This is a genomic window from Prevotella melaninogenica ATCC 25845 (assembly GCF_000144405.1).
GTDB classification, from domain to species: Bacteria; Bacteroidota; Bacteroidia; order Bacteroidales; family Bacteroidaceae; genus Prevotella; species Prevotella melaninogenica.
The window spans coordinates 1,141,093-1,167,721 of record NC_014370.1 but is presented as its reverse complement, the minus strand read 5'-3'; the positions used below and the strand labels follow the sequence as shown (position 1 = coordinate 1,167,721).

The 26,629-nt window shown below is 39.7% G+C and carries 24 protein-coding genes; 13 read left to right on the top strand and 11 right to left on the bottom strand.

All coding sequences use genetic code 11. From position 1 onward, the window contains the following. Nucleotides 1-56 precede the first annotated feature (56 nt). The 5 genes from miaA to HMPREF0659_RS04640 all read left to right on the top strand — a co-directional run bounded on the left by miaA (nucleotide 57) and on the right by HMPREF0659_RS04640 (nucleotide 7,476). Nucleotides 57-1,025, top strand: a complete 969-nt coding sequence (miaA, locus tag HMPREF0659_RS04660) for a tRNA (adenosine(37)-N6)-dimethylallyltransferase MiaA (RefSeq protein ID WP_013264131.1) — start codon at nucleotides 57-59, stop codon at nucleotides 1,023-1,025. Then, entirely contained in the window at nucleotides 1,019-1,957 is a 939-nt protein-coding gene (locus HMPREF0659_RS04655; RefSeq protein ID WP_013264858.1) for a diacylglycerol/lipid kinase family protein, read from the top strand. The genes miaA and HMPREF0659_RS04655 overlap by 7 nt, the downstream gene beginning before the upstream one ends. Before the next feature lie 798 nt (nucleotides 1,958-2,755). Then, nucleotides 2,756-4,699: a glycogen debranching enzyme N-terminal domain-containing protein gene (locus HMPREF0659_RS04650; protein WP_013264112.1), complete on the top strand. Its 1,944-nt coding sequence runs from the start codon at nucleotides 2,756-2,758 to the stop codon at nucleotides 4,697-4,699. A 14-nt stretch (nucleotides 4,700-4,713) separates the two neighbouring features. Then, nucleotides 4,714-5,982, top strand: a complete 1,269-nt coding sequence (locus HMPREF0659_RS04645; protein WP_013264586.1) for a glycosyltransferase family 4 protein — start codon at nucleotides 4,714-4,716, stop codon at nucleotides 5,980-5,982. A 48-nt stretch (nucleotides 5,983-6,030) separates the two neighbouring features. Beyond that, a complete protein-coding gene (locus HMPREF0659_RS04640; protein WP_013264506.1) occupies nucleotides 6,031-7,476 on the top strand; it encodes an alpha-amylase in 1,446 nt (481 codons plus the stop codon). A 233-nt stretch (nucleotides 7,477-7,709) separates the two neighbouring features. Here HMPREF0659_RS04640 and HMPREF0659_RS04635 read toward each other — a convergent pair whose 3' ends face one another. The 3 genes from HMPREF0659_RS04635 to HMPREF0659_RS04625 are packed head-to-tail and all read right to left on the bottom strand — an operon-like array spanning nucleotide 7,710 to nucleotide 9,567. Continuing rightward, nucleotides 7,710-8,279, bottom strand: a complete 570-nt coding sequence (locus tag HMPREF0659_RS04635; RefSeq protein ID WP_013264527.1) for a UpxY family transcription antiterminator — start codon at nucleotides 8,277-8,279, stop codon at nucleotides 7,710-7,712. A 24-nt stretch (nucleotides 8,280-8,303) separates the two neighbouring features. Beyond that, complete coding sequence (locus tag HMPREF0659_RS04630) at nucleotides 8,304-8,873, bottom strand: anthranilate synthase component II (RefSeq protein ID WP_013263829.1); 570 nt, start codon at nucleotides 8,871-8,873, stop codon at nucleotides 8,304-8,306. A gap of 28 nt (nucleotides 8,874-8,901) precedes the next feature. After that, nucleotides 8,902-9,567, bottom strand: a complete 666-nt coding sequence (locus tag HMPREF0659_RS04625; RefSeq protein ID WP_013264760.1) for a phosphoribosylanthranilate isomerase — start codon at nucleotides 9,565-9,567, stop codon at nucleotides 8,902-8,904. A 298-nt stretch (nucleotides 9,568-9,865) separates the two neighbouring features. On the opposite strand from HMPREF0659_RS04625, the gene HMPREF0659_RS12970 reads away from it, so the two are divergent. Together HMPREF0659_RS12970 and rpe are read left to right on the top strand one after the other, a co-directional pair. Then, complete coding sequence (locus HMPREF0659_RS12970) at nucleotides 9,866-9,994, top strand: hypothetical protein (RefSeq protein ID WP_004361286.1); 129 nt, start codon at nucleotides 9,866-9,868, stop codon at nucleotides 9,992-9,994. Between the two features lie 7 nt (nucleotides 9,995-10,001). Continuing rightward, complete coding sequence (gene rpe / locus HMPREF0659_RS04620; RefSeq protein WP_013264849.1) at nucleotides 10,002-10,658, top strand: ribulose-phosphate 3-epimerase; 657 nt, start codon at nucleotides 10,002-10,004, stop codon at nucleotides 10,656-10,658. A gap of 96 nt (nucleotides 10,659-10,754) precedes the next feature. Here the strand turns inward: rpe and HMPREF0659_RS04615 are convergent, their stop codons facing one another. Together HMPREF0659_RS04615 and HMPREF0659_RS04610 are read right to left on the bottom strand one after the other, a co-directional pair. Further along, a complete protein-coding gene (locus HMPREF0659_RS04615; protein WP_004361282.1) occupies nucleotides 10,755-11,351 on the bottom strand; it encodes a sigma-70 family RNA polymerase sigma factor in 597 nt (198 codons plus the stop codon). A gap of 120 nt (nucleotides 11,352-11,471) precedes the next feature. Further along, nucleotides 11,472-11,957, bottom strand: a complete 486-nt coding sequence (locus tag HMPREF0659_RS04610; protein ID WP_013264361.1) for a DUF6359 domain-containing protein — start codon at nucleotides 11,955-11,957, stop codon at nucleotides 11,472-11,474. A 747-nt stretch (nucleotides 11,958-12,704) separates the two neighbouring features. On the opposite strand from HMPREF0659_RS04610, the gene HMPREF0659_RS04605 reads away from it, so the two are divergent. Beyond that, entirely contained in the window at nucleotides 12,705-13,277 is a 573-nt protein-coding gene (locus HMPREF0659_RS04605; protein ID WP_013263831.1) for a hypothetical protein, read from the top strand. Between the two features lie 453 nt (nucleotides 13,278-13,730). Here HMPREF0659_RS04605 and HMPREF0659_RS04600 read toward each other — a convergent pair whose 3' ends face one another. The 4 genes from HMPREF0659_RS04600 to HMPREF0659_RS04585 all read right to left on the bottom strand — a co-directional run bounded on the left by HMPREF0659_RS04600 (nucleotide 13,731) and on the right by HMPREF0659_RS04585 (nucleotide 17,630). Next, nucleotides 13,731-15,299 (bottom strand): peptide chain release factor 3, encoded by a 1,569-nt coding sequence (locus HMPREF0659_RS04600; RefSeq protein WP_013264648.1) that lies wholly within the window; start codon nucleotides 15,297-15,299, stop codon nucleotides 13,731-13,733. A 129-nt stretch (nucleotides 15,300-15,428) separates the two neighbouring features. After that, the gene (gene rfbD / locus HMPREF0659_RS04595; RefSeq protein WP_004361272.1) at nucleotides 15,429-16,313 is read right to left on the bottom strand and encodes a dTDP-4-dehydrorhamnose reductase; all 885 of its coding nucleotides are present in this window, start codon (nucleotides 16,311-16,313) and stop codon (nucleotides 15,429-15,431) included. Between the two features lie 12 nt (nucleotides 16,314-16,325). After that, nucleotides 16,326-16,934, bottom strand: a complete 609-nt coding sequence (locus tag HMPREF0659_RS04590; RefSeq protein WP_013264920.1) for a DUF4924 family protein — start codon at nucleotides 16,932-16,934, stop codon at nucleotides 16,326-16,328. A gap of 9 nt (nucleotides 16,935-16,943) precedes the next feature. Next, complete coding sequence (locus HMPREF0659_RS04585) at nucleotides 16,944-17,630, bottom strand: LysE family translocator (protein ID WP_013264383.1); 687 nt, start codon at nucleotides 17,628-17,630, stop codon at nucleotides 16,944-16,946. A 131-nt stretch (nucleotides 17,631-17,761) separates the two neighbouring features. Between HMPREF0659_RS04585 and HMPREF0659_RS04580 the strand changes: the two genes are divergently transcribed. The 4 genes from HMPREF0659_RS04580 (at nucleotide 17,762) to fmt (ending at nucleotide 22,848) form a co-directional block, all read left to right on the top strand. Further along, on the top strand, nucleotides 17,762-18,763 hold the full coding sequence (locus HMPREF0659_RS04580; RefSeq protein ID WP_013264868.1) for an ROK family protein: 1,002 nt from the start codon (nucleotides 17,762-17,764) through the stop codon (nucleotides 18,761-18,763). 626 nt (nucleotides 18,764-19,389) lie between these two features. Continuing rightward, nucleotides 19,390-19,959, top strand: coding sequence for an L-threonylcarbamoyladenylate synthase (locus HMPREF0659_RS04575; RefSeq protein ID WP_004361264.1), 570 nt, complete (start codon nucleotides 19,390-19,392; stop codon nucleotides 19,957-19,959). A gap of 12 nt (nucleotides 19,960-19,971) precedes the next feature. Continuing rightward, on the top strand, nucleotides 19,972-21,768 hold the full coding sequence (locus HMPREF0659_RS04570; protein ID WP_013264000.1) for a chloride channel protein: 1,797 nt from the start codon (nucleotides 19,972-19,974) through the stop codon (nucleotides 21,766-21,768). Between the two features lie 57 nt (nucleotides 21,769-21,825). Further along, the gene (gene fmt, locus HMPREF0659_RS04565; protein WP_013264579.1) at nucleotides 21,826-22,848 is read left to right on the top strand and encodes a methionyl-tRNA formyltransferase; all 1,023 of its coding nucleotides are present in this window, start codon (nucleotides 21,826-21,828) and stop codon (nucleotides 22,846-22,848) included. 270 nt (nucleotides 22,849-23,118) lie between these two features. Here fmt and HMPREF0659_RS04560 read toward each other — a convergent pair whose 3' ends face one another. Both HMPREF0659_RS04560 and HMPREF0659_RS04555 read right to left on the bottom strand, forming a co-directional pair. Continuing rightward, on the bottom strand, nucleotides 23,119-24,363 hold the full coding sequence (locus HMPREF0659_RS04560; protein WP_013264212.1) for an acyloxyacyl hydrolase: 1,245 nt from the start codon (nucleotides 24,361-24,363) through the stop codon (nucleotides 23,119-23,121). Between the two features lie 16 nt (nucleotides 24,364-24,379). Continuing rightward, the gene (locus HMPREF0659_RS04555) at nucleotides 24,380-25,129 is read right to left on the bottom strand and encodes a porin family protein (RefSeq protein ID WP_013263807.1); all 750 of its coding nucleotides are present in this window, start codon (nucleotides 25,127-25,129) and stop codon (nucleotides 24,380-24,382) included. Nucleotides 25,130-25,921: 792 nt separating this feature from the next. Between HMPREF0659_RS04555 and HMPREF0659_RS04550 the strand changes: the two genes are divergently transcribed. Next, nucleotides 25,922-26,389 carry a DUF6078 family protein gene (locus tag HMPREF0659_RS04550; RefSeq protein WP_013263915.1) on the top strand — a complete coding sequence of 156 codons (468 nt, stop codon included), beginning with the start codon at nucleotides 25,922-25,924 and terminating at the stop codon, nucleotides 26,387-26,389. The last annotated feature ends 240 nt before the right edge of the window (nucleotides 26,390-26,629 follow it).

Sequence of the window (26,629 nt, the reverse complement as noted above, 5' to 3'; positions counted from 1 at the left end):
TAAAATAATAGTCCCTGTCAGCTTGCTGGCAGGGATTTTTTTGTTATCTTTGCGACATGAAGAACGAACAGATAGGTGAGGGTACGGCTGCAGGTATAGCTCTTGACAAGCGTATGATAACCATTCTTGGTCCTACGGCTTCGGGTAAGACCGAACTTGCTGCGCATTTGGCTGCTCGGCTTAACGCTGAAATCATCAGTGCAGATAGCCGTCAGGTCTATCGTGGCATGGATATTGGTACGGGTAAAGACTTGGCTGATTACACAGTTGAGGGGCATGCAATACCTTATCACCTTATAGATATATGTGAACCCGGTACGAAGTATAATCTTTTTCGCTATCAACAGGATTTCCTTGATAGTTATGAAGATATACGGAGTAGGGGAGTGTTGCCTATTCTCTGCGGCGGTACAGGTCTTTATATTGAAGCTGTGCTGAAGGGTTATAGCCTTTCGCCAGTGCCACAGAATCCTGAACTTCGTAAGGCGTTGGAGGAAAAGTCGCTTGAAGAATTGACGGCAATGTTGGTTGAACTGAAGAAAAAGAATCATTCCGTCATGCACAACAAGACGGATGTTGACTCTTGTCAGCGTGCTATTCGTGCGATAGAGATTGAAACTTATAATCTCACAAAGCCAACAGAAGAGCGGCAATGTCCACCAATTGAGTCATTAATAATAGGTGTAGACATAGATCGTGAAGCACGAAGAAAGAAAATAACCAACCGCTTAAAAGCACGTCTTGAAGAAGGAATGGTTGGCGAGGTAGAAGGATTACTGAAGCAGGGTATACCTGCAGAAGACCTTATCTATTATGGTTTGGAATATAAGTTTGTAACAGAGTATCTCATAGGAAAGCTGTCTTACAATGAGATGTTCCGACAGTTAGAAATCGCCATTCATCAGTTTGCTAAGCGACAGATGACGTGGTTTCGTGGTATGGAGCGTCGTGGCTTTACGATTCATTGGGTAAATGCTGCACAAAAGATGGAAGATAAAGTTGAAGAAATATTGAGTTTATGGTAGAGGAAGGAAGATGGGGCATCATTTATTGTCCGAAGGGAGGATTACTTGGTAATCCAGTAAAGCGTTGGGAACAAGCTGAACGCTGTCTGCAAGCACACAACATACAGTATGATATGGTGCAAAGTGAGAATCCACGTAGTGTGGATAGACTCGTGCGGATGCTGATTAGTAATGGTTATAAAACTATTATTATCTATGGCGGTGACTCTGCGTTAAATGATGCGGTCAACTATCTCATGCTCTTAGAACCAGAAGAGCGTGAGCGTATTACGTTGGGTGTTATCCCGAATGGCGTGTTAAATGACTTTGCACACTTCTGGGGTTTCGATGAGTCACACTTAGAACAGACGATTGTTTGGCTTAAGCAGAAGCGTGTAAGACGAGTAGATGTTGGCTGTATTCACTACGAGAATAAGAAGAATGAGCGTTGCCGGCGATATTTTCTTAACTGTGTAAACATTGGTATGGTGGCAAATATCATGAGTCTTCGTCGCCGTTTGCGCCACCTTTTTATATCCCGCACAATCTCCTTCATCCTCTCTTGCTTCCTACTAATGTTCCAGCGTATGGATTATTTCATGTCGCTGAAAATCAATGCAGATAGTATAAAACAGCGTCTGATGACTGTTTGTATTGGTAATGCCCAGGGTTATGGGCAGACCCCGAATGCTGTACCTTATAATGGTCTGCTCGATGTTTCCATCGTTTCTCAGCCAAAGCTGTGGCAAGCAATGGAAGGAATGTATCTCTTGTTGCGAGATAAGATATTGAATCATCGTAATGTGATGCCATATAGAACGCAGGAGCTGAGTGGACAAATAGCTGAGCACACACCAGTCAGTGTTGATGGTCGACGCTTGAATGGCACGCCTGTTGGTACGTTTACGATTGGTGTTGAGAAAGAAGTTATAAACTTTCTTATTCCAGATTAACCTTTTACTATTAAATAGTTATAGATTTTGTCTAAACTACTTATAGAAATGTTGAACGCTGGTTATGAGTGCTCAGCAAAGTGTTTTCGTGTACGTAGGTTTTAGTGGCATTCTCTCTCTTATTATAGAGATAGTAGTTACTCTCTTCTTACCTTTTTTGCTAACGTTTTATTGCCCCGCACAATATGTGCGGAGGCTTCGCACACATGGTGTTGGTGCTTAGTACGCATGGTCTTGTATGCTAAACATTCTGCAATCTATTGTTTGGATAAGCGCAGATTGTTGTTACGAAAAATGTTATATTTTACTCTAAAAAAAAATAGGACTTTCTTGGTTAGGAAACAACACAAAAACAAGAAATTCTGAAACATTGTAGTCTAATGATTGGTTTGGATTTAAATATGTTCAAGCACTGATAAACCAGTTGAAAGAAAAATCAAATTTGCTGTCACTTCTGTCATCTCGTATAAGATGCTAACAAATTAGTTTACAGTTAGTTCTATGAGAATGTTAAAATGACAGCAAATTAAATTAAAAGTAAATTTGTAATAAGAGCTATATTACCCTTCTCATTCTATTAAGTATTATAACTGCAAACACAAGAAAACAGAATATTTCGAAGATGAGAATGGGAGACTTGTAGAGGAATGTTTTATTGTACACTAATAATTGAAAATATTATCTTACTTTATGATGCCATTATGAAAAATATTTGTATCTTTGAAGAGCCGAAGGGCAAAGTCTGTAAAGACTTCTACCAAAGGATAAATAAAAACCAAACAATAAACCTTAAAAGACATGAGCTACTTAAAATTTGAAAAAGCTCTGATGACCAATCTTCAAGATTCGCTTCCCAGAGAGCTGTTACGAACGAATCGCTCTGGTGCCTATTCTTGCTCGACGATTGTTGATTGTAACACACGCAAGTACCATGGACTGCTTGTTGTTCCTGTTCCTGAACTGGACGACGAGAATCACGTACTGCTGAGTTCGCTCGACCCTACCGTCATTCAGCATGGTGCCTCTTTCAATCTGGGTTTGCACAAGTATCAGGGCAATAACTTTAGTCCACAAGGACATAAGTATATTCGTGAATTTGACTGTGATACTGTGCCAACTACGCTTTATAGGGTAGGTGGTGTCTTGTTAAAAAAAGAGGTTGTCTTCCAGCATTATGAAGACCGTATTTTAATCCGTTATACTTTATTAGAGGCTCACTCAAAGACTACTTTGCAGTTCCGCCCATTCCTTGCCTTTCGTAGTGTTCGCCAGTTTACTCATGAAAATGGTGCTGCTAATCGTTCGTATGAGGTTGTGGATAATGGTATCAGCACGTGTATGTATGCTGGTTATCCATCGCTTTTTATGCAGTTCTCAAAGAAGAATGAGTTTCACTTTGAACCCTACTGGTATCGTGGATTGGAATATCCAAAGGAGCAGGAGCGTGGTTATGCTTCTAATGAGGACCTTTATGTTCCTGGCTATTTTGAGATGAATATCAGCAAGGGCGAAAGTATTGTCTTTGCAGCATCAACGGCAGAATGTCGTACATCAACTTTGAAGAATCTGTTTGATAAGGAAGTGGAGTCACGTAGTCCACGTGATAACTTCTTCCACTGCCTTGTTAATGCTGCTCATCAGTTCCATAATCGTACAAAGAACGATGAGCGTTATATTCTTGCAGGCTATCCTTGGTTCAAGTGTCGTGCTCGTGATCAATTCATTGCTTTACCAGGACTTACTTTGAGTATCGAAGAACAAGATTACTTCGAACTGGTAATGGAGACCGCTGCAAAGGGATTACGTGAGTTTATGGAAGGTAAGCCACTCAGCGTGAAGATATACGAGATGGAGAAACCAGACGTTCCTCTTTGGTGCGTGTGGGCTATACAACAGTATGCTAAGGAGGCTGGTAAGGAGCGTTGTAGAAAACTCTACATGGGTTTGATTCGTGATATCGTTGATTATCTCTTAGCAAGTAAGCATCCAAACCTCACTTTAGATACGAATGGATTGCTCTATGCTGATGCAAAGGGAGAAGCGATTACATGGATGAATTCTATGAATAATGGTCAACCAGTTGTTCCACGCTCTGGGTATATCGTAGAGTTTAATGCGCTATGGTACAATGCACTACGCTTTACAGCCGCAATGGAGATGGAGAGTGGTAATGAAGAGCGCGCAAACGAACTTGATGCACTTGCAGAGAAATGTAAGGTTTCATTTGTTGAAACATTCCTCAATGAGTATGGCTACCTTTATGACTATGTTGATGGTAGAATGGTTGACTGGAGTGTACGCCCTAATATGGTGTTTGCTGTAGCACTTGATTATTCTCCACTTGACCAAAAGCAGAGGAGGGGAGTCTTAGATGTTTGTACACGAGAGCTACTTACACCAAAGGGACTGCGTTCGCTTTCTCCAAAGAGTGGTGGATATAATCCGATGTATACTGGTCCACAGAGTCAACGCGACCTTGCCTATCATCAAGGAACAGCTTGGCCATGGTTGGGTGGCTTCTATCTTGAGGCCTGCTTGAAGCTTTATAAGCAGACACGTCTGAGCTTTGTAGAACGTCAGTTGGTAGGTTATGAAGATGAGATGATTAACCATTGTCTTAGTACACTACCTGAACTCTTCGACGGTAATCCACCGTTTAATGGACGTGGAGCTATCTCCTTTGCCATGAACGTAGCTGAGGTGCTTCGTACGTTAGAATTACTTGAGAAGTATAAATTTTAAGAGGAGGAACCAGTATGAAAGTTTTAATGTTTGGATGGGAGTATCCTCCTCATGTATATGGTGGTTTAGCAACTGCTAACTTTGGTATTTCAGAAGGTCTGCATGCACAGGGTGATGTTGAGACGATTCTCTGTTTGCCACATCCTTTTGGTGATGAAGACCATACTTATGCTGAGATTGTAGCAATGAATCATGTGCCTATCGCTTATCGTGAATTGGGTTATGATTATGTAAAGAGTCGTCTTGGCAATATTATGTCACCAGAACTTTACTACAAGTTGCGTGAGCATATTTATGCTGACTTCAATTATATGAACGTCAACGACCTTGGCGCAATGGATTTTGCAGGAGGTTATCCTTCAAATCTGCACGAGGAGATTAATAATTATTCGATTATTGCTGGTGTTGTTGCACGTACATATGATTTCGATATTATTCATGCACACGACTGGTTGACTTATCCTGCTGGTATTCATGCCAAGCGTGTGTCAGGTAAGCCTTTGTGTATTCATGTACATGCAACCGACTTCGACCGTTCACGTGGTAAGGTTAATCCAACCGTATATGGTATAGAAAAGGATGGTATGGACAATGCTGATTGCATTATGTGTGTATCAGAACTTACACGCCAGACGGTAATAAATCAGTATCATCAGGACCCACGCAAGGTGTTTACGGTTCATAATGCCGTTTATCCTTTGCCACAGGAGATTGTTGATATCCCACGTCCTGACCATAAGGGTAAGGAGAAGATTGTTACTTTCCTTGGTCGTTTGACTATGCAGAAAGGGCCAGAATACTTTGTTGAGGCTGCCAATATGGTGTTACATCGTACACGTAACGTTCGTTTCTGTATGGCAGGCTCAGGTGATATGATGGACCAGATGATTTATCTTGCTGCTGAAAGAGGTATTGCGGATCGTTTACATTTCCCTGGTTTTATGCGTGGGAAGCAGGTTTATGAGTGTTTGAAGGCCTCTGATGTCTATGTTATGCCGTCAGTCAGTGAGCCTTTTGGTATCTCTCCTTTGGAGGCAATGCAATGTGGTACACCGAGTATCATTTCAAAACAGAGCGGTTGTGCAGAAATTCTTAGCAACTGCATCAAGGTAGACTATTGGGATATTCATGCGCTTGCTGATGCTATTTACTCCATTTGTCATAATGAGAGCCTTTTCGATTATCTCTCCGTAGAGGGTAAGCGGGAAGTGGACCAGATAACATGGGAGAAGGTTGGTGCGTGGATTCGTGAACTCTACCTTCGTACCTTGGGCTGGCAGTAAAAGCCCTGAGAGTACTAATAACCTTTTTAAAACTAAAACAAAAAGATAATGAAAACAATCTGTTTATATTTCGAGATACACCAGGTAATTCACCTGAAACGCTACCGCTTCTTTGATATTGGTACCGACCATTATTATTATGACGATTTTGAGAACGAACGTTCTGTATCAGAAATCGCTGAGAGAAGCTATATGCCAGCATTGGATACGCTGTTGCAGATGATTAAAGACAATGGGAAAGCATTTAAGGTAGCCTTCTCTCTTTCGGGTGTGGGTATTGAGCAACTTGAAATGCATGCTCCACAGGTGCTTGAAAAACTGCAAGAACTGAATAATACAGGATGTGTAGAATTTCTTGCAGAACCTTACTCTCATGGTTTAGCATCATTAGCTAATGAGGAAAGCTTTAAGTCTGAAGTAAAGCGTCAGGCTCAGAAGATTAAGGAATACTTTGGTCAGACACCAAAGATATTGCGTAACTCATCACTTATTTATAGTGACGATATTGGTTTGATAGCTTCTCAGATGGGCTTTAAGGGAATGTTGACAGAGGGCGCAAAGCATGTCTTGGGTTGGAAGAGTCCACATTATGTATACAACTGTGCTCTTGCTCCTAACTTAAAACTTCTGTTGCGTGATGTGAAGTTGAGTGATGATATCTCATTGCGTTTCAATAATTCAGATTGGGATGGCTATCCATTGTTTGCTGATACATATATGGCACAGATTGTAGCACTCCCAGAGGAGGAGCAGGTAATCGGTATCTTTATGAATCTTTCAGCACTTGGTATAGAACAGCCATTGTCAAGTAATATCCTTGAGTTCTTTAAGGCGTTACCAGTTTGTGCTAAGCAGCAGGGTATTACTTTCTCAACTCCAACTGAAATTTGCATGAAATTGAAGAGCGTTGACAATCTCTATGTGCCAGATACCTTGAGTTGGATGGATGAAGAACGTGATGTCAGCACATGGTTGGGCAATCCAATGCAGCGTGAAGCTTTTAACAAGTTGTATAGTATTGCTGATCGTGTACGTATTGCTAACGACCCACGTATCAATCAAGACTGGGACTATTTGCAGGCAAGTGACAACTTCCGCTTTATGTCAACCAAACCTTCACGTGTTGGAATGGATCGTGGTATCTATGATAGTCCATTTGATGCCTTCACCAATTATATGAATATTCTTGGCGACTTCTTGAATCGTGTCAATACGCTTTATCCTGCTGATATTGATAATGAGGAGTTGAATAGCTTGCTTACCACTATCCGCAACCAGGGCGATGAGATTGAAATGAGAACTAATGATATTAGTAATCTTCAAGCAAAGGTTGACAAATTGGAAGTTGAAGGTGATAAACTTCGTGCGCAGTTAGAGAAAAAATCGTCAGCGAAGAAGGCTACTACATCAAAAACTGCAGCAAAGAAACCTGTCAAGAAAACTTCTGCTAAAAAGGCTGTAAAGGCTGTTGCTGAAGAAGTGAAAGCTAAGTAAGTCTTTTATAACATACGCCTAACGCTCATATAGCAAACTGGTAAATCTATCAGCTGTGCTATATGAGTGTTTTTTTGTTATCGGATAGCAATATTTTGAAATGTCATCTGATATTATTTTTCTCTAATGAAGGTTATTAGGAGTTTGGTTTAAGGGAGTAGGGGGTAGTTGTTATAATGTACAATATCTTAGTGTGGTATGGTATAAAGTGTATAGTAAAACTGATATGGGACTTATTTCTCCTCCATTGAAACACAGCACCAGCGAGAAACCTTGAGCATTACCCCTATGCCAGGGATTTCTTTTAGGAGATAATACTTCTTGCTTGAGCGAACTAATCGCCCAATCATCCCCTTTAATGGTCCAAACTTAACAAGAACCTCGTCCCCAGCTTTCATTTGTGCCTCGTCTGAAGATAGGAACTTACGCATCGTTATCTCTGGATTACACATCAAACGGAACTCATACATCTGGTCGTGTGGGATAAGTGCATACTCTTGTGAATCCTTAGCTTTCTTTACAACGCTAATCTTATAGTTGGCTTCTTGTACAATCTTCTGAAATGAAATGTCTTCTCCAGGTTTCTTAACAAAGATAAGATTGCGAACAACAGGACGAAGAATAGAGTGGGGTTTGCCATCATGTCCTTCTATATCGACATATTGTTCTGGAACGAAACATTCCAAGCCATGACTTGTAAAGTAGGTTCTCACCTCTTCAAGCTTCAGTGTGAATAGCCTCACTGCATACCAAGGCGTTCCATCATCAATGACTCCGTCTATATAGCTTGCTGCTGTTGTCATAGTTTGTACAAGAATAATTATTTGTTAGATGTGTAACCAATTAGCCATAATCCTTTTCCCATCTGGTGTTAGAACGCTCTCTGGGTGGAATTGGATGCCATAGATGTTATGCGTTCTATGGCGTAATGCCATGATAAGTCCTTCTTTGCTTTCGGCTATTATTTCTAAGCAATCGGGGAAGTTTGTTTTCTCTACGACCCAACTATGATAGCGTCCCACGAGAAAGGTTTTAGGCAAACCAGCAAACAATGGCGTTTCAACGATTTGTGTGGTTTCCGTTGTTACACCATGGAAAACATCAGACAAATTCTTCAACTTTGCTCCGAATACCTCACCAATGGCTTGATGTCCTAAGCAAACGCCCAAGATAGGCTTTACCCCAGCGTAACGATGAATAACGTCCAATAGTAAGCCAGCTTCTGAAGGAACCCCAGGGCCAGGACTTAAAACAATACGATCGTAGTTATTCAAATCTTCAAGGGAGAACTGATTGTTGCGAACTACCGTTACATCAACTCCTAATTCCTTTATGAGATGAACAAGATTATAGGTGAAAGAATCGTAGTTATCAATGATAACACAATTTGTTTTCATTCGTGTATCAACCTTCTAATCAATAGACTTACTTTACCTTCTCAAGAAAGTCCTTTAGTAAAGCAACATCCTTTACCGCTGGTGCTGTCTCAAACTTCTCGTTCACACTGATACCATAGAACTGGGGATGAGAAAAGCTTTTAATCTTGTCAATATCTTCGGCACCAATATTCCCACTTACAAGGAAAGGAGCTTTCCCTTCATATGCTCCCAAAATGCTCCAATCCTTTAGATTATCTTGGATGTCAAAGAGGAAATAATCAACCCCTTCTACATATTCTTTGTATTTCTCAATGTCCTCACGCTTTGTAATAACAATACGCTTCATAATCTTTATTCCAGCATGAATGTCTGGGTCAAGGGTGCGGCGAAGATTATCAATCATCACCATACTTTCTTCTCCATTAAGTTGGACAATATCAAGATTGAAGTTTACAACACGTGTAACAATATTCTGTGGCATGTCATCAGCAAAGACTCCACAAAGAGTAGGTCTTTGTTGCTGTTGAGATGATTCATGTGCAGATAAGGCAGACAGCGTCCCATAATCGGGAATAATACCAGCACATGACGATATCTGACTAACGTAACGTTCGCTTTTAGGAAGGAAATTCAATCCCACCCAGTCTATGGCAAGTTGAGAAACTTCGTGAATATTGTGGGCATCACGCATGCCGCATACCTTTATAATCATATAGATATAAAAATCTCAAATTCTTTTACGCTACAAACTTACATAAAATTATCGAATTATACGCTTGTGAATTAAAGAAAAGCTCTTTTATTTAGAGGAAAGACGAATTAAGAGGAATGATTCAAGAGTATTCCTATAAAAAACTTAATGTATTTAATCCAAATCTCTAAGTTTGTAATTTATATTGCAAACTTAGAGATTTGGGTTCAAAGTGAAAATATTCTTGTAGGAAGATATAATAATATCTTTTAGATAGCGTTTAGAAGACATATAACTCTCAACAACTTATTTTTGGCCTATGGTTAGAATATTTACTTCCGAAGAACTTAAGCCGTCTGAGAAGACGCTTAATATTATCCGACAGATAGCTTATACCTATCGTGTTATTAAAATCAATGGGAAGATGCAAACCTTCTGTTTGAATTAATATTTATATGGAAATAATAGTATCACCTTCCCTGCTCTCCGCTGACTTCCTTCATTTGGATAAGGAGATTGAAATGATTAATGAAAGTGAGGCTGATTGGCTTCACATGGATGTAATGGATGGTGTCTTTGTGCCTAATATCTCTTTTGGCTTTCCTGTGCTTGAAGCAGTAGGTAAGGCATGTAAGAAGCCAATGGACGTACACTTTATGATTGTTCATCCAGAGAACTATATTCAACAGACAGCTGACACTGGTGCAGCTATCATGAATGTTCAGTATGAGGCTTGTGTTCATTTACATCGAACGATACAAGCGATTCATGCTGCTGGTATGAAAGCTGGTGTGACGCTTAATCCTTCAACACCTGTCAATGTACTTGAGGATATCATTGGTGATGTGGATATCGTTCAGCTCATGAGTGTAAACCCAGGCTTTGGTGGACAGAAATTCATAGAGAGCAGTATCAAGAAAGTACAACGCCTTCGTCAGTTGATTGACCGTGAAGGTAGTAAAGCTCTGATAGAGGTTGATGGCGGTGTACAGGCTGACACGGCTCCTCGTTTGGTTGAAGCTGGTGTCGACATTCTTGTTAGTGGCAGTTATGTCTTTAAGGCTGCAGATCCTAAGGCAACTATCCATTCACTCAAACAATTACATAGATAATTATAAGGTATAAAAGATACCCTCACTTGTTCTTAACGTGATAGTTAAGAGATAAGTGAGGGCGTTTTGTATCGTTAAGAAAAGAACTATTTGTTCTTATGTTAGTTGCAAACTTACTTTGTGTTCACGAACCATTCTCCGCAAGTTGAATATGGCGTAACGCATACGCCCAAGGCTGGTGTTAATGCTAACACCCGTCGTCTCAGCAATCTCTTTAAAAGACATCTCTTGGTAAAAACGCATAAATACCACTTCACGCTGTGTTGCAGGAAGAAGGTTCATCATTCGTTTTACATCAGAGAGTGTCTGACTGTTAATGAATTGACACTCAATGTTATCAATAACAGTATCATCACCACCAACATTAGATAGGTCATTATCCTTAGGGGCATCAATCACTTTATCTGCACGCTGCGCACGATACCAGTCCATAATCACATTATGAGCGATACGCATAATCCATGCAGAGAACTTACCTGTTGGTGAGTATCTTCCCTGTTGCAACTTCGTGATAATCTTTACGAAGGTTTCTTGAAATAAGTCATCAGCAGCATCCCTATCACGCACAACGAATAGAATATACGAAAAGAGTTTCGATTGATTGCGCGATAGCAACAAATCGAAAGCATCGTTGCTTCCTTCAATGTATGACAATGCCAACTGCTCGTCGGTCATCTCATTCAGATTCTTCATTTTCAATTTTCTTTCTTATGAAGTAGAAGTTTATCGATAGGCTTTTCTAACTTATATAATTATTTGGGAATGCAAATATAATCATTTTTCTTATTTAGAGCAAATCTTTTATATAAAAAGTCATTCATCCAACCATTCACTTGCAAGTATATGTTTTTTCATCCCTGGTATTCCCAAGTACTTTTGTTTAATTCCGAAGAAGGCAATATGTTTACCATAGTTTTGCGGATTGGCTGCTAAGCTTATTTCTTCTTTCATTTGTTTGTTGACCATTTGAATGGAAATAACATTCTCAGGCTCAGACTCTTCTGGGTCATCAGCTAATAGGATTGCAGAGTCATACGTGAAAGGTGCTTCCCATTCAGCCTGCTTGATGCTTCGTTTGCAAGCACCAACAATATAGCCATGTACCCAAACTCCATTATTCCCAAAGTTTCCTTTGATAAATTCTGAAACAGTATAGATCTTTGCTTCATTAGGGGATTGTGTAGGTGAGTGCTTTTCTGTTTCGTCTTCATTATCATCATCTGATGGTAGAATTGTTTTACCGCAGCTAAACAAAAGTACAGCAGCGACAAGTAAAGAAAAAAGTTTGTATATCTTCATAGAATTAAGTTTAATAATCTGATACAAAGGTAAGTAAAGATTATCAATAAGTCAAGAGTTGGACACGTTTTTCTGAAATGTAGGTAAATAAAAAAGAGGTTGGTGCAGGAAGCTACCAACCTCGAAAATGATTTAGCAAAATATCTAAATCAGTGAAAAACACATCGCAAATATAGGATAAATAGTGGAATAAAACAAATTTTATCAACAAAAAAATATGTTTTTAACATTGTATGCGCACACATGGGCTAAATATGAAACGATAGGTTCTTCTAAAATATGCCGTGATAAAGACGCTATATTTGGTGTAAAACGATAATACCTCTTTATACGAATAGTTTTATTTTTATTTTGCTGTCACTTTTAACACTTTTCGTAACACTGCTGTAAATGAGCAAGTTATATTCTTGAAACGACTGACAGGAGTGACAGGAACTTTTTTTTGGGGAGAATTGCTTTGCTATAACCGCTTTTCTTATTTTATATTTAGTGATAAGACGAAAGAGATAATGACAACGCAGAAGTCATTCAATGACTATATTGAAATCTAAGGTCTTGTAGTGAAACAGATGTACCAATATAAAAGAATGATTCCAACAGTAGTCGTATATTGGAGCGCGCATACATGAGTATATGCTAAAAAGAATTCGTATAAGGATTATACATTGATTTATAATTGCATATATCATAATTATTAGCTAAATTTGCACTGTAATTAAACCTTTTTATTAATTAAATAAAGTTATTATGAATAAAATTCTACGCTTTGCTTTTGTTGCAGCATTCGCTGCTGTTAGTTCTTTATCTTTTGCACAGAAAACAGTTACCTTTGAAGCTGGTAAGGATAAGGGAACTGGTCTGGCTGTTGAAAAGGATGGTGTTACTATTACTCTCAGCGCAGGTAAGGTAGATGATAAGTTTTCTTATCGTTTGCACAAGGATGCTACAACAACAATTACCTCGTCTGCAGCAAACATTACCAATGTTGCCTTTATATGTGATACATTTAAACAAAAGGATGGTAAGACATTCTTAGGTGATGGCTTCGATTCATCTATGGAAGGATTGACTATTTCTGCTGACAAAGTTAATGTAACATGGACCGGTGATAAGAATTCTGTCGTGTTCAATACCCCAAAGCATCAGGTGCGTGTTAAGAAAATCACCGTTACTTTGAAGAATGATCCTACTGGTATTAACGAAGTTAGCAACGGTACTGTAAATGAGAATGCATCTATCTACAACCTCGCTGGTCAGCGTGTAGGTAAGGATTATAAGGGAGTAGTTATTCAGAACGGTAAGAAGTTTATCAAGAAGTAAGCAAGTTTATTGAATTATCTGATAAACTCCTCTCATAGATTCGATTCATTAGTGTCTTATCTTATTAATATAGACATTTTTGAACACATATTCTAATCTTTAACCGATGTGTTGAGTGTCCGCACGTGTGGTGTTGATGCCCAACACATGTGGTGTGGATGCTTAGCACATATGGTGCGGTTGGTAAACAGACATCGTTTTGTTAGCAATTACCATTGTAATATAATGGACGGGCAGAAGTCGTTTGCCGTTTGGAAGCGTGTGTGTCTCTCTTAAGATAGAACGATATTTTGATGAACAGAGAGTTTAACTTAGGTTTTTAAGTACAATCAAATAGCTTAACTTGTTTGAAATGAGCGTGTTATTAGAGTATTTTACACGCCTAATCATATAAAAAAAGCACCAAAGAAACGATATATTTCTTTGGTGCTTTTATCATGTCATATTCTTGGATTAGAATTCACTTGTAAAGTGGAAACGGATATTCTCAAAGTCTTGCTGTGCCATACTTAGCACATAACCTGAGTCAGCGAGGAAGACGTCACGTCCCTCAATATCCTTAGCCATATACTGGTATTTACGCTTTTTGAAGTTCTCTAACTCTTTCTCGTCGTCAGCCTCAATCCAACATGCTTTATAGAGGTGTACAGGCTCCCAACGACACTTGGCATTATACTCATGCTCCAATCGATACTGGATAACCTCAAACTGAAGTTGTCCAACGGTTCCCACGATACGACGGTTATTGAATTGATTGACAAATGACTGTGCAACGCCTTCATTCATCAACTGTTCTATACCTTTTTGGAACTGCTTAGACTTCATTGGGTCATCGTTCTCAATGTATTTGAATAGTTCTGGTGAGAAGCTTGGCAAGCCGCGGAAGTGGATGTTTTCTCCCTCAGTTAGTGTGTCACCAATCTTAAATACACCACCACTATCAGGCAGACCAACGATGTCGCCTGGGTAAGCCTCTTCTACTGTACTCTTGCGTTGAGCCATAAACTGAGTAGGAGAGGAGAAGCGCATCGTCTTTCCATTACGAACATGGAGGTAAGGCTGGTTACGTTGGAACTTACCAGAACATACCTTACAGAAAGCAATACAACTACGGTGGTTAGGGTCGATATTGGCTGTAATCTTGAAGATAAAGCCTGTGAACTTTGGTTCACTTGGCTCAACTATACGCTCTTCTGCCTTAGTTGGACGTGGACTTGGTGCTATTTCAACGAAACAATCGAGCAACTCTTGCACACCAAAGTTATTCAATGCAGATCCGAAGAACACTGGTGCAACCTCTGCACGGCGATAAGCTTCAACATCAAAGTCAGGGTAAACACCATTGACTAACTCAAGGTCGTTGCGTAGCTGTTCAGCAAAGTCAGCACCTACTTGCTCGTCCAAATCATTTGAGTTGATATCTACTTCAATTTTCTCTGTCACACGCTGCTTGTTAGGTGTAAAGAGGTTCAACTGCTGTTCGTAGATGTTATATACACCCTTGAAGCGCTGTCCCTGGCCAATAGGCCATGAGAGTGGACGTACACTAATCTTGAGTTCTTCTTCCAACTCGTCTAAAACCTCGAATGGGTCACGACCTTCACGGTCCATCTTATTGATAAAGATGATAACTGGTGTGTTGCGCATACGACACACCTCCATCAACTTACGTGTCTGAGCTTCCACACCCTTGGCAGAGTCAACAACGATGATAGCAGAGTCAACAGCCGTCAGTGTGCGATAAGTATCTTCTGCAAAGTCTTGGTGACCAGGAGTATCAAGTATATTTACCTTATAATCTTTATAGTCAAACTCCATTACAGAAGTTGATACAGAGATACCACGCTGTTTCTCAATATCCATCCAATCGGATGTAGCTGTCTTACGTATCTTGTTGCTCTTCACCGCACCAGCAACCTGAATCTGACCACCGAAGAGAAGGAATTTCTCAGTCAAAGTAGTCTTACCAGCATCTGGGTGAGAGATTATGGCGAACGTTCGCCTGCGTTCTATTTCATTCATTTGTTTTATATTCTTTGGGAGTAAAAACCTTGTCAGCTGTTGTTGAAGTGGAGCTAACTAATTAGCTTATAATTCTTTAAATCAATTTATAGCTGAACTAAGTCTAACAATCTTTCTTTTTAACTCCTATTATTTGTCTTGTTCCTGTAAGCCTTTCATGCACTTCTTCAGTGAATCAACCCAATATGGAATCTTTATGCCAAAGGTTTCCTTAATCTTTGTCTTATCAAGGACAGAGTAGGCAGGACGTGTAACAGGTGAAGGGAACTCGTCGCTGTGGCAAGGTTGGATGTCACATGCTGTGTTTCCAGCAAGTTCTGCAATCTTAATCGTGAAGTCATACCAGCTACATACGCCCTCATTAGAGAAGTGGTAGATGCCACTATTTCCTTCATACTTGCGGTTCTCAACGATATCGAAGATGGCATCTGCTAAGTCGCCAGCATAGGTTGGTGTTCCACACTGGTCGAATACAACCTTCAGCTGTGGCTTAGTAGCTGTGAGATTCATCATCGTCTTAACGAAGTTATGACCAAACTCGCTGTAAAGCCATGCTGTACGAAGAATAATATGGTTTACACCAGTAGCTTGAATCTTCTCCTCACCATGTAGTTTTGTTAAACCATAAACGCCAGTAGGAGTACCCTTCATGTCCTCTTTGCAGGGAGTGTTATATGGGTCGCCACCGAAGACATAGTCTGTGCTGACATGAACAAGCAAGCCACCAACCTCTTTCATAGCCTTTGCAAGGTTCTCTGGTGCAGTCGCATTGAGTAATTCAACAATCTCACCCGCCGTCTCTGCTTTGTCCACATTGGTCCACGCAGCGCAGTTGATGATACATTCAATCTTATTGTCTTGTACCATCTTGCGGATGTCTTCGAGATTAGTAATGTCTAACTTCGTATATCCCTCACATACGTCCGTGAAGATATAGTGGTCTTTACTCTGTTTAGATACAAGCTGTATCTCATTACCAAGCTGTCCGTTAGCTCCAGTAACTAAAATATTCATAAGCTATCTCCTTTATTCTTCTCCGAAGTTTAAGCCTTCAGTCTTATCCTTAATATAGTAGTCTGACAACATACCAATGAAGGTTGTTATCTCGTTAAGCGCACGAGTTGTCTCGGGGGTAATCTCTTTCTTCTGCAAACGAAGCATCATCACTCCATAAAGAAGGTCGAAACAAGTTTCGATCTCACTCTTTCCTAACTGCGCAGCAACACTCTTTAAGCGTTCATCATTTGTACGTGCCATCTTGTCTGCTGTACGTTTTGTCTTACCTCTTAGCTCAACAATGAAGGGTAAAACACGATAATATTCAGCAGAATAGAACGGAAACTTTGATGATTGCAGCAACTGTGCGTGCAATTCTGTAAGGTCCTGCATGATCACCTTGTTAATCTGTAGGTGTCCACCTTCTCGACAACCTTCTTGATTCATCATGCGTACAAGGTCGCCAAACCAGTCTTCCTCTTCCTCCTTTTGTTCTTCGGTGTATTGGAACTGGTCGATATATTCTTTACGGATTCGTGTCAATGAGCAACCGTAAGCACGGATAGTATCTTCTATCTGCCACATATAAAGCAGATATTCTGCTATACTCTTCTTTCTTAATTCCTTAGCTACAAACATAAATTACCCTTATTCCATTAATCCGTCAATCGTTGGCAGATGATAAAGATTAAATACTGTACCCACAAGCATGATGATAGAAAACAGAATGACAACAGACCCTATAACCTTATTTATAATAAGAATACCATTGACATCAAACTTTCCTCTAATCTTATCTATCAACCATGATAAGCCATACCACCAAAGCAACGCGCCAGCAGGGATACAGGCAAAACCGATAATCATCTCTAATGGGCGATTAGGCTGTACGAAAGCGAATTGTGCGTAACTTGCAATGAAGAGGAAGATAATCATTGGATTAGAGAGGGTTACCAAGAAGGCTGTAACGCCATTATGGAAGAGAGACCCCTTCTCCTTACCACTCTGATGAGCTTTCTTCATCGGATCTGACTTGAAGCAATAGACTCCAAAGAGTAATAATAATACACTTCCTGTAATCTGTACTATCAACTTATATGTAGGGTTTTCTAAAGGTCCCATAATGAAACTCATACCTAACCCTACGATAAGTGCATAAATTGTGTCGCTGATAGCGGCTCCAATACCTGTTATAAAACCATACCAACGCCCCTTGTTCAAAGTTCGTTGTATACATAATATTCCAACTGGACCCATGGGAGCCGATGCTATAATTCCAATAAGCAGTCCCTTGAAGATGAAATCCAATATATCTAATTGAATAGGAAATTGCATGCTTGTTATTTTGAGTGCAAAATTGCAAAAATAATACGAGATAAGCAAATTTACCTAACAAAACTTTGTGGCATTCCTCTTTTTTTCATAACTTTGCCCATAGTATATTCAAACTAAAAACTTATTATGTCATGGACGTAACAGAGCAGAAACCAGTTGTAACTGGATTGGAAAAGCCATTTGTAATTGGCTTGGATTTAGGAGGAACAAACGCAGTATTCGGTGTCGTGGATCAGCGTGGTCAGGTACTTGCCACCAATTCTATTAAGACACAGGCTTATAAGACAGTCGACGATTTTGTAGAAGCAGGTGTAGAGGCTATACGTCCTCTCGTTGCTAAATATGGTGGAATTGGTCAGTTCCGTGCTATGGGTATTGGTGCACCTAATGGTAACTTCTATCGTGGCACGATTGAGTTCGCACCAAATCTCTCATGGGGACACGATGGTGTTGTGCCATTGGGCGAAATGTTCTCGCAGAAGTTAGGTATTCCTGTTGGTCTTACCAACGATGCGAATGCTGCTGCTATCGGTGAGATGCAGTATGGTGTAGCACGCGGCTTGAAGGATTTCATCATGATTACTCTTGGTACAGGAGTTGGCTCAGGTATTGTTATTAACGGTCAGATGGTTTACGGCTCTGATGGCTTTGCTGGTGAGTTGGGTCATATGATCATGGTTCGTGGAGAGAAGGGTCGTACTTGCGGTTGTGGTCGTACAGGTTGTTTGGAGACTTACTGCTCTGCAACAGGTGTTGCTCGTACCGCTCGTGAGTTCTTGAAGAATAGCAAGGAAGACTCTTTGTTGCGTGAGATAAAGCCAGAAGATATCACTTCTTTGGATGTTTCTATTGCTGCTGGTCGTGGCGATGCACTTGCTAAGCGTGTTTACGAGTTCACTGGTAATATGTTAGGTGAGGCTTGTGCTGACTTCGCAACCTTCTCTTCTCCAGAGGCTTTTATCTTCTTTGGTGGTCTAACTAAGGCTGGTGACTTATTGATGGAACCTATCATGCGTTCTTATAAGGAGCATGCTTTGGAAATCTTCAAGGACAAACCAAAGTTCTTGGTAAGTTCGCTTGACGATGCTGCAGCAGCCGTTCTCGGTGCTTCAGCAATTGGTTGGGAATTGTAATTAATGATATAAAGTTCAGAGTTCTTTTGAGTTATATGTGCAGTTTGTCTGCTTGTCTACTTGAAAGAGTCTAAAGCTTATATATTAAAAGTAGGGACAAACACCCTTGTCAGACATTCTTTTTATAATTAAAAGAACTGACTTACGAGGTTGTTTGTCCCTATTATGCTTTTTTCTATATTGCTAACTTTATGCGATTTCCTTTTTGTAATGGTGTCTGCAGGCTATGTCTAAGTTGATAGAAGGCGTTTTTCAATAAATTACCTATGTGTGTCTTGCTATATTGATAGTGTTAAAAAGGATTTTTTCTGCCCGTATTCTTTCTATGTGTTGCTATTCCGCACATCTCGTGTTGATGCCCCGCACATATTGTGCTGATGCTTCGCACCAATGGTGTCGAGTATAGAATGTCTTGCTAAACATTGATTAGAAGGAGGCAATTTGTAGTTAGTATAGAATTGTTCAGTCAAAAGTAATCATATGGAAGATTTTTCGTTTGAAAGTTATATCAGGCTGTAAAACTCTTTGTAGACTTTCTTTTTGTAGTTTTTGTTTTGTGTTCTCGTTTTTTTAATCTAACTTTGCGAATACTTATAATACTTAGAAAGAAAAAACAATAACAGAAGATGAAACAGGAAGACGACATCAAGAAAGCGATTGAAGTGATGAGAAAGGGTGGTATCATTCTTTACCCAACTGATACAGTGTGGGGTATAGGTTGCGATGCTACCAATGCGGAAGCTGTAGCAAAGGTATATGCCTTGAAACGCAGAGACGATTCGAAGGCTCTTATTTGCTTAGTTGATTCTGATAACCGACTTCAGCGTTATGTTCGCAATGTTCCTGATGTTGCTTGGCAGTTGATAGAAGCTGTTGAGAAACCAACAACATTGATTCTTGATGGTGCTGTTAATCTTGCCCCAAATCTGATAGCAGAAGATGGCTCTATAGGTATTCGCATTACAAAGGAGCCTTTCTCACATGAGTTATGCTATCGATTCCAGAAGGCTATTGTAAGTACTTCGGCAAATGTCAGTGGTGAACCTGCTGCGCAGAATTATCGTGATATCTCACAGGAGATTCTTGATGGTGTTGACTATGTTTGTGAGTCAAGACGTCAGGAGCACAAACCACATACTCCATCCAGCATTATCAAATTGGCTGCTGATGGCGAAGTAAAAGTTATAAGGAAATAATTGAATAGATAGATGAAAGTATCAGATAGTCAGGAGATTATTTCTCGACTTGATAATTGGCGAAAGAATCATGTTTCCAATCGCGAGTTAGTCTTAGTACTGGCGTTTGCTATTGGTCTTCTTGCTTCATTGGCAGCATATATTCTTCACTTTATTATCAAATTGATAGAGGAATTAGTAACCTCAGGTTTCGATGTTGCAACGATTAACTGGCTCTATCTCATCTATCCAATCGTAGGTATTTGGCTGACAAGTCTATTTGTTAAGTATGTTGTACGTGATAATATTTCGCATGGTATTACGCGTGTCCTCTATGCTATTTCTACGAAACAATCTCGTTTGAAAGCTCATAATACTTGGTCGTCTATCGTTGCTTCTGCCATTACAATTGGTTTTGGTGGTTCGGTAGGAGCAGAGGCACCTATTGTGTTGACGGGTTCAGCTATTGGTAGTAACCTCGGACGTATCTTTAATTTAGATAATCGCACACTCATGCTTCTTGTGGGTTGTGGTGCAACGGCGGCTGTATCTGGTATTTTCAAGGCTCCAATAGCAGGATTGGTATTTACATTGGAAGTGTTGATGGTCGATTTGACCATGGCTTCTCTTTTGCCGATATTGATTGCATCAGTGACGGCAACGTGTTTCTCCTATTTCTTCACAGGTGGTTCGTCAATGTTTCATTTCCAAATGGATAACATCTGGGGACTTGATCGCGTTCCACCAACAATCTTGTTAGGTATCGCTTGCGGTTTTGTATCACTCTACTTCATGCGCTTAATGTCATGGTGTGAGAATGGTTATGGGAAACTTTCTTCTAAGCCTTATCTGAAACTTCTTGTGGGAGGCTTGGTGCTTTCTCCACTTATTTTCCTCTTTCCCTCTCTCTATGGTGAAGGCTATGATAGTTTGAGATTGTTTATAGAAGGAAAGACAGAGGCTGACTGGATGCAAATCATGAGTGGTTCTATGTTTGCTGAAAAGTCAAATTTCTTACTGCTTTATGTGGGATTAGTTGTAATGACGAAGGTCTTTGCAACCAGTGCAACAAATGGTGCAGGCGGTTGTGGTGGAACCTTTGCGCCTTCTTTGTTCATCGGTGGCTTTGGTGGTTTCTTCTTTGCTCGTTTTTGGAATATGGAGCAACTTGGTGTTTATATTCCAGAGAAGAACTTTACGCTCTATGGTATGGCAGCTGTGATGTCGGCTGTGATGCATGCACCTTTGACGGGTATCTTCCTGATTGCCGAGCTAACAGGCGGTTATCAACTCTTCATCCCATTGATTATCGTGACTATCAGTTCTTATCTTACGATAAATATCTTTGAACATCATAGTATATATGCTGTACGTTTGGCAAAGCAAGGTAAACTTCTCACACACCATACAGATAAGTCTATCCTCACTTTGATGAGTATGGATAAGATTATCGATCATGACTTTACATCTGTCGGACCGGATATGGAGATGGGAAAGCTTATTCATGCTATCAGTTCAAGTCGCAATGATTATATTCCTGTGCTCGATGAGTCTCGTAAGTTATTAGGTGAGATTGATATTAACAATCTACGACATATTATTTTCCGTACAGAACTTTATCACCGTTTCCATGTCAATCAATTGATGTCGCCACCAGCAGCAATGCTCGGTGTCAACGACCCAATGGAGGATGTGATGAAGACTTTTGAACGTACGGGTGCACAGTATTTACCTGTTGTGAATATCGATAGCCAGTTGGTTGGCTATATCTCTCGAGCTCGCCTTTATAGTATGTATCGTCAGTTTGTAGCAGACTTTAGTGCAGAATAAATAGGTATCTGCCGTCTCTTACTTATTATCTCATCTCTTGTTAAATTCCCAAAGATAATGAAAAAAGAAAATATACGTATTGTTTTCATGGGTACTCCAGAGTTTGCTGTGGAGTCGTTGAAAGCATTAGTTGAGAATGGATATAATGTTGTAGCTGTAGTCACACAGCCTGATAAACCTGTTGGACGTCATCAAGAACAGCTGCAGCCATCACCGGTGAAACTCTATGCACTTGAACATAACTTGCCTGTTTTGCAGCCTGTAAAGATGAAGGATGCTGATTTTATAGATGAATTGCGTTCTTATAAAGCTGATATGCAGGTGGTTGTAGCCTTTCGTATGTTGCCGGAGATAGTGTGGAGTATGCCTCGCCTGGGTACGTTTAATGTACATGCAGCCTTGCTTCCGCAGTACCGTGGTGCTGCTCCTATCAACTGGGCGGTTATCAATGGTGAGACCGAGACAGGTGTGACGACCTTCTTCCTTGATAAAGACATAGATACTGGTCGCATTATCCTTCAAAAACCATTTGCTATTCCTGATACAGCTGATGTTGAGTATGTCTATGATGGCTTGATGTATTTGGGTGCAAAGATTGCTATGGAAACAATCGATCTCATTGCATCTAAATTGCCTAAAGATAGTTTGGATAATGTTGATTTCTCTGCAGTTCTTGATGGCATAAGTGCTCCTCAGGTGTGTGAAGATGCTGAATTACATCATGCACCGAAGATATTCAAGGAGACATGCGAAATTAATTGGAACCAGTCTGCTAAGAAAGTTTATGATTTTGTGCGTGGACTTAGTCCTTATCCTGGCACTTGGAGTACACTCTGTTCTATTGAAGACAATGGGGTAAAACCTTTGGTAATGAAGGTTTATAAGACGGCAAAGTCAGATCGTACCTCTGTAGGTACCCCTGGTACACTCGTTGTAGAAAAGACCCGTCTCTATGTCAATACGTCTGATAACCTCTTGGAACTTCTTGATATTCAGTTGACAGGTAAGAAACGAATGGATGTTCGCTCATTCTTAAATGGGTTTAAGGATATAGAGAAGTACCTCTTCCAGACAGAATGACGATAGTTTAGACAGAATGACATAAAGACATATTGCTTTAATGACATATTCTAAGGGAAGACAGAATGACATAAAGACATATTGCTTTAATGACATATTTTAATATGGGACGTGTAGGCTGTGAATTAAGATATCTTATGTAGTTCTGTCTGATAGCCTATACTTAACTTCTTTCCAAACAACAAAATATGTCATTAAAACAATATGTCTTTATGTCATTCTGTCTAAATATTTGTCATTCTGTCTAAACTCTTGTCTTTCTGTCTTGTTTTATAGTCTCACAGGCATTGTTATTTGTAATTCTGTGAAGTCTGCCTTCGTTGCATGTGCATTAACGCTAAAGCCTAAAGTAAGATTCTTTAGCTTAGGGAAACTATAAAACACACCAACTTGTTCATGATAAGGTCTTTCCAATCCATTGCGTGATTTATAACCCATGTGTCGGTAGAGGTAATAGCCTAAGCTGACACGAACAGACATGTTACCATAAAAGATCTCGTGACGACCTTCGATGCTAAGTGACCACGGACTATGCTTCTCTCCGATGTATCCATGTTCCTTATCATGTTGTGCAACTCTACTGGCATAATCTCCATAGAAAAGACCAAAGCCTATGCCAGATGCCCAGCGACGTGCATAACGATAGAGTAGGTGAGTATGGAAAGAATAGGCTCCGTAGAAAGCAAACTGCTCCTTACGATAGTCAGGATGTCCTTGCGGTGTTTCAAATTGTGTTTGTTGCCAATCCTCTATTAAGGTTTTACCACCTACTCCAAGTGTAAATTCTGTAAGCCAATACTTTTGGAAGGGATTTTTAGGAAGTGTGTTCCCCTTTGCAACCTTTGTTGTCTCTTTCTCTGGTTCGTATACAATACCCAGGAATGGACCTAAATAGTTTGCGCCTTTGTTGGGTCGTGCCATAGCTCCATTACTATGGTGTGCGAAGTCTAATCCAGCCTTAATGCTCCATTCCTTCGCTACCTTATATTGTCCGTACAGTCCTGCTGTGAAGAAGATATTAAGGTGTGAACCAATATATTCGTTGTCAATATTGTTCTTCTGGTTGTATTTTAGCGAAGTATAGCCTACGCCAGTGCCTAAGTAATAGCCCCATTGCCAGTGCTTACTACGATAAAGTGGACGATTAAAAGTGCCATAGAGTGTCAGAAAGTTGCCTAATTTACTGGTGTAGTCTACTGGCTGTGCTTCTCCCCATGGATTGTCTTTATGCATCGTTGTCCCATGGTTGAAGTTATAACGCAGGCCAACAGAGAAGGTTGGGTAGTTATAATCACGTACAAAATCATTCTCTGAAGGTGTGATATTTAGTTGTGCAGCTATGGCATGCGTCTCTTTCGTCTTAGTCCAGATACGTGGCTCCTTATCTAAACATAAGGTTTGGGCAGGCGTATAATGCACCTCTATACCTACTTTGGGTATAGCGATAGAATCAAACTCCTCTGCAGAAGCAACTGCAGAGAGTAGTAAAAAAGGTATGAAAAGGAGTTTTCTCACTTGTCTTCAAACGGCATCAGAGCACCTGTATTCTGTAGCCAAGTGTTACTTCCAATATACTGTTGCGAGCATTCTTTAACAAATCCTTTGCTTCAGTGTTTTTTGTTAATTTTCTGAGGGATAGGCTGTAACGTCCTTCTATCTGCCATTGTTTCCATTCGTAGCTGACACCGATAGGAATAGATACATCGCCTCTATAGATGCTATTCTTTAAATTAATATCTTCTCCATTCTTTTGCTTAGCGTGTCCACTGATGAGATAGCCTGTGTGTACTCCTGCTGTGAAACTCCAAGGTAAATCTGCCCAAGGATACCAACGTACAAGATAGTTCATATTGAAATAGTGCAAGTTAAAGTTATATGGACCATACGATTGTACAACAGGGTTCCCATAGTCGTCTGTGGTATCAATATTACGATAGACCCCAGAAGAACCTTGGTGACTATAAAGTAGCTCTGCATCAATAGCAATATTGTTAGCAATAAATACTTCAAAATAAGTACCTGCAACAACTCCAACTTTCATTTTTCCATCAATGCCAGAGAGGTTAGATAAGTTTAATCCCACTTTTGGGGCTGCGTAGATGTCCCAAATCGTATGTTCACCAGTTGGTTTGGTATCTTGAACAATAACCCCTTTAACGTCCTGGTAGCCTTCTTTAACGGCTTGTCCAATACGCTTTGCGTAGTTCTTGTTTATTACCTGAGCGTGTCCGTTTGTTAATGCCCCTAAAAGGATGGCAGCAATCAATATAATCTTTTTCATTTTTTAGGAAAACTGATTCTGATGCAAAGATAGTGATTTTTCTTCAAACCATTGATATCTTGTGGCTTTTTCATACATATAAAGATAGAGAATACAATACAGAATGACATAAAAGTATAGATAATGTTAAGCCAGAATGACAAAAAGACATATTTTTAATGACATATTCAATATAGTTTGTGTGAATAAATATGTTATATAGCCATAATGACATATTTTAATTGATGACAGAATGACATAAAAACATTTTCTTTAATGACATATTTCAATGCAGGATATATGGCTGGAGCATTGGGTTTGTCCCTATGTCATTATGTCTTAGCTTTGTCATCATACGTGCGGGGTATCTCGGTGATTACTCCCCCTCCCTATGGGGGAGGGGACAGTTGGTGGGTCAGGCTTTGTTGTCATTTCTTTCTTTTTTATATCGTTTGCCTACAAATATTCTATGAATTTTCTTTCTTTTCTCATTTTTTTTATTTAATTTTGTACCCATAATAAAGGAAATTAGAACTATTAACAGAAAGATTCTGCGAACGAAGCATCTACTGAATTGACCAACACAGTTTTTGTTGTTTAAGTTAACGATTGTTACTGTACCACGTCTATTTGTTTTTGCCCATTCGTTCTTATGTGGAGGAACCTTGATAGTTGTCAGCCTGCAAACTAATCATTGTTTGTAGGGAGGAGATGATATTTTCTCTTTTTAGCCTTAATCGGTATCTACGTCTTCTTTGTTTTGTTCTTTTTCCCTTATCTAATCTTAGAGTATCTTAATATTATGATTAACCAATGGAAATAAACGAATCGCTGAGCTTAGAAACTTTCCCTAAAAGTTATGAAGCTTGCTTTTTGGAATCTTGTTCTGTAAAAGAGAACTGCCTGCATCATTTATATTTCAAACTACAACCATCTACCAACACATGGGGTGGAGCTATTTACCCATCTGCACTCTTACCAGAGAACCTTGTGGATGGCTGTTGCAGGAAATTTCATGATAAAAAGTTAGTAACTTGTCATGCAGGTTTCACTCACTTCTTTGACGAGGTGCGCCGTAAGGACTTACCCGACCTCCGCAATGAAATATATTCCTACTTTCGAGGACGAAGTAATTTCTATCGTTACGGTAATGCTGAGAATGGCTACCTCTTTACATATAGGATGGCAGAAGAGATTAAAGCTATATTCAAAAAATATGGCTACGATGCACCTCGATACGACAGAACATTTGAGTCATTATCTTTTCATGAATATAAATAGACTCGGTTAAACTATAAAAACTTTTAATTCATTCATTATAAATCATCAATTATCTCTGTCCGACAGTGCCGTACACTCTGTCCGAAGGTTTCGGATAATGTGTCCGATTGCTTCGGAAGCATTTAGAAGAGTTCTACTATGAGGAATAATGCTCTTTTATAGCCTCAATATTTGTCGATAATTTAAATGATAAGAGGAGTTAAGTTTGCCTTACATTGTTTCTTTTATGTAAAATATATA

Bases quoted from the DNA above. Each gene is read 5' to 3' on its own strand.
- HMPREF0659_RS04570 (WP_013264000.1), top strand. From the start codon at position 19,972: ATGAAAGTATCAGATAGTCAGGAGATTATTTCTCGACTTGATAATTGG.
- HMPREF0659_RS04575 (WP_004361264.1), top strand. From the start codon at position 19,390: ATGAAACAGGAAGACGACATCAAGAAAGCGATTGAAGTGATGAGAAAG.
- HMPREF0659_RS04625 (WP_013264760.1), bottom strand. From the start codon at position 9,567: ATGATTATAAAGGTATGCGGCATGCGTGATGCCCACAATATTCACGAA.
- HMPREF0659_RS04550 (WP_013263915.1), top strand. From the start codon at position 25,922: ATGGAAATAAACGAATCGCTGAGCTTAGAAACTTTCCCTAAAAGTTAT.
- HMPREF0659_RS04655 (WP_013264858.1), top strand. From the start codon at position 1,019: ATGGTAGAGGAAGGAAGATGGGGCATCATTTATTGTCCGAAGGGAGGA.
- fmt (WP_013264579.1), top strand. From the start codon at position 21,826: ATGAAAAAAGAAAATATACGTATTGTTTTCATGGGTACTCCAGAGTTT.
- HMPREF0659_RS04650 (WP_013264112.1), top strand. From the start codon at position 2,756: ATGAGCTACTTAAAATTTGAAAAAGCTCTGATGACCAATCTTCAAGAT.
- HMPREF0659_RS04580 (WP_013264868.1), top strand. From the start codon at position 17,762: ATGGACGTAACAGAGCAGAAACCAGTTGTAACTGGATTGGAAAAGCCA.
- HMPREF0659_RS04555 (WP_013263807.1), bottom strand. From the start codon at position 25,129: ATGAAAAAGATTATATTGATTGCTGCCATCCTTTTAGGGGCATTAACA.
- miaA (WP_013264131.1), top strand. From the start codon at position 57: ATGAAGAACGAACAGATAGGTGAGGGTACGGCTGCAGGTATAGCTCTT.
- rfbD (WP_004361272.1), bottom strand. From the start codon at position 16,313: ATGAATATTTTAGTTACTGGAGCTAACGGACAGCTTGGTAATGAGATA.
- HMPREF0659_RS04630 (WP_013263829.1), bottom strand. From the start codon at position 8,873: ATGAAAACAAATTGTGTTATCATTGATAACTACGATTCTTTCACCTAT.
- HMPREF0659_RS04645 (WP_013264586.1), top strand. From the start codon at position 4,714: ATGAAAGTTTTAATGTTTGGATGGGAGTATCCTCCTCATGTATATGGT.
- rpe (WP_013264849.1), top strand. From the start codon at position 10,002: ATGGAAATAATAGTATCACCTTCCCTGCTCTCCGCTGACTTCCTTCAT.
- HMPREF0659_RS04605 (WP_013263831.1), top strand. From the start codon at position 12,705: ATGAATAAAATTCTACGCTTTGCTTTTGTTGCAGCATTCGCTGCTGTT.
- HMPREF0659_RS04640 (WP_013264506.1), top strand. From the start codon at position 6,031: ATGAAAACAATCTGTTTATATTTCGAGATACACCAGGTAATTCACCTG.
- HMPREF0659_RS04610 (WP_013264361.1), bottom strand. From the start codon at position 11,957: ATGAAGATATACAAACTTTTTTCTTTACTTGTCGCTGCTGTACTTTTG.
- HMPREF0659_RS04590 (WP_013264920.1), bottom strand. From the start codon at position 16,934: ATGTTTGTAGCTAAGGAATTAAGAAAGAAGAGTATAGCAGAATATCTG.
- HMPREF0659_RS04585 (WP_013264383.1), bottom strand. From the start codon at position 17,630: ATGCAATTTCCTATTCAATTAGATATATTGGATTTCATCTTCAAGGGA.
- HMPREF0659_RS04635 (WP_013264527.1), bottom strand. From the start codon at position 8,279: ATGACAACAGCAGCAAGCTATATAGACGGAGTCATTGATGATGGAACG.
- HMPREF0659_RS04615 (WP_004361282.1), bottom strand. From the start codon at position 11,351: ATGAAGAATCTGAATGAGATGACCGACGAGCAGTTGGCATTGTCATAC.
- HMPREF0659_RS12970 (WP_004361286.1), top strand. From the start codon at position 9,866: ATGGTTAGAATATTTACTTCCGAAGAACTTAAGCCGTCTGAGAAGACG.
- HMPREF0659_RS04600 (WP_013264648.1), bottom strand. From the start codon at position 15,299: ATGAATGAAATAGAACGCAGGCGAACGTTCGCCATAATCTCTCACCCA.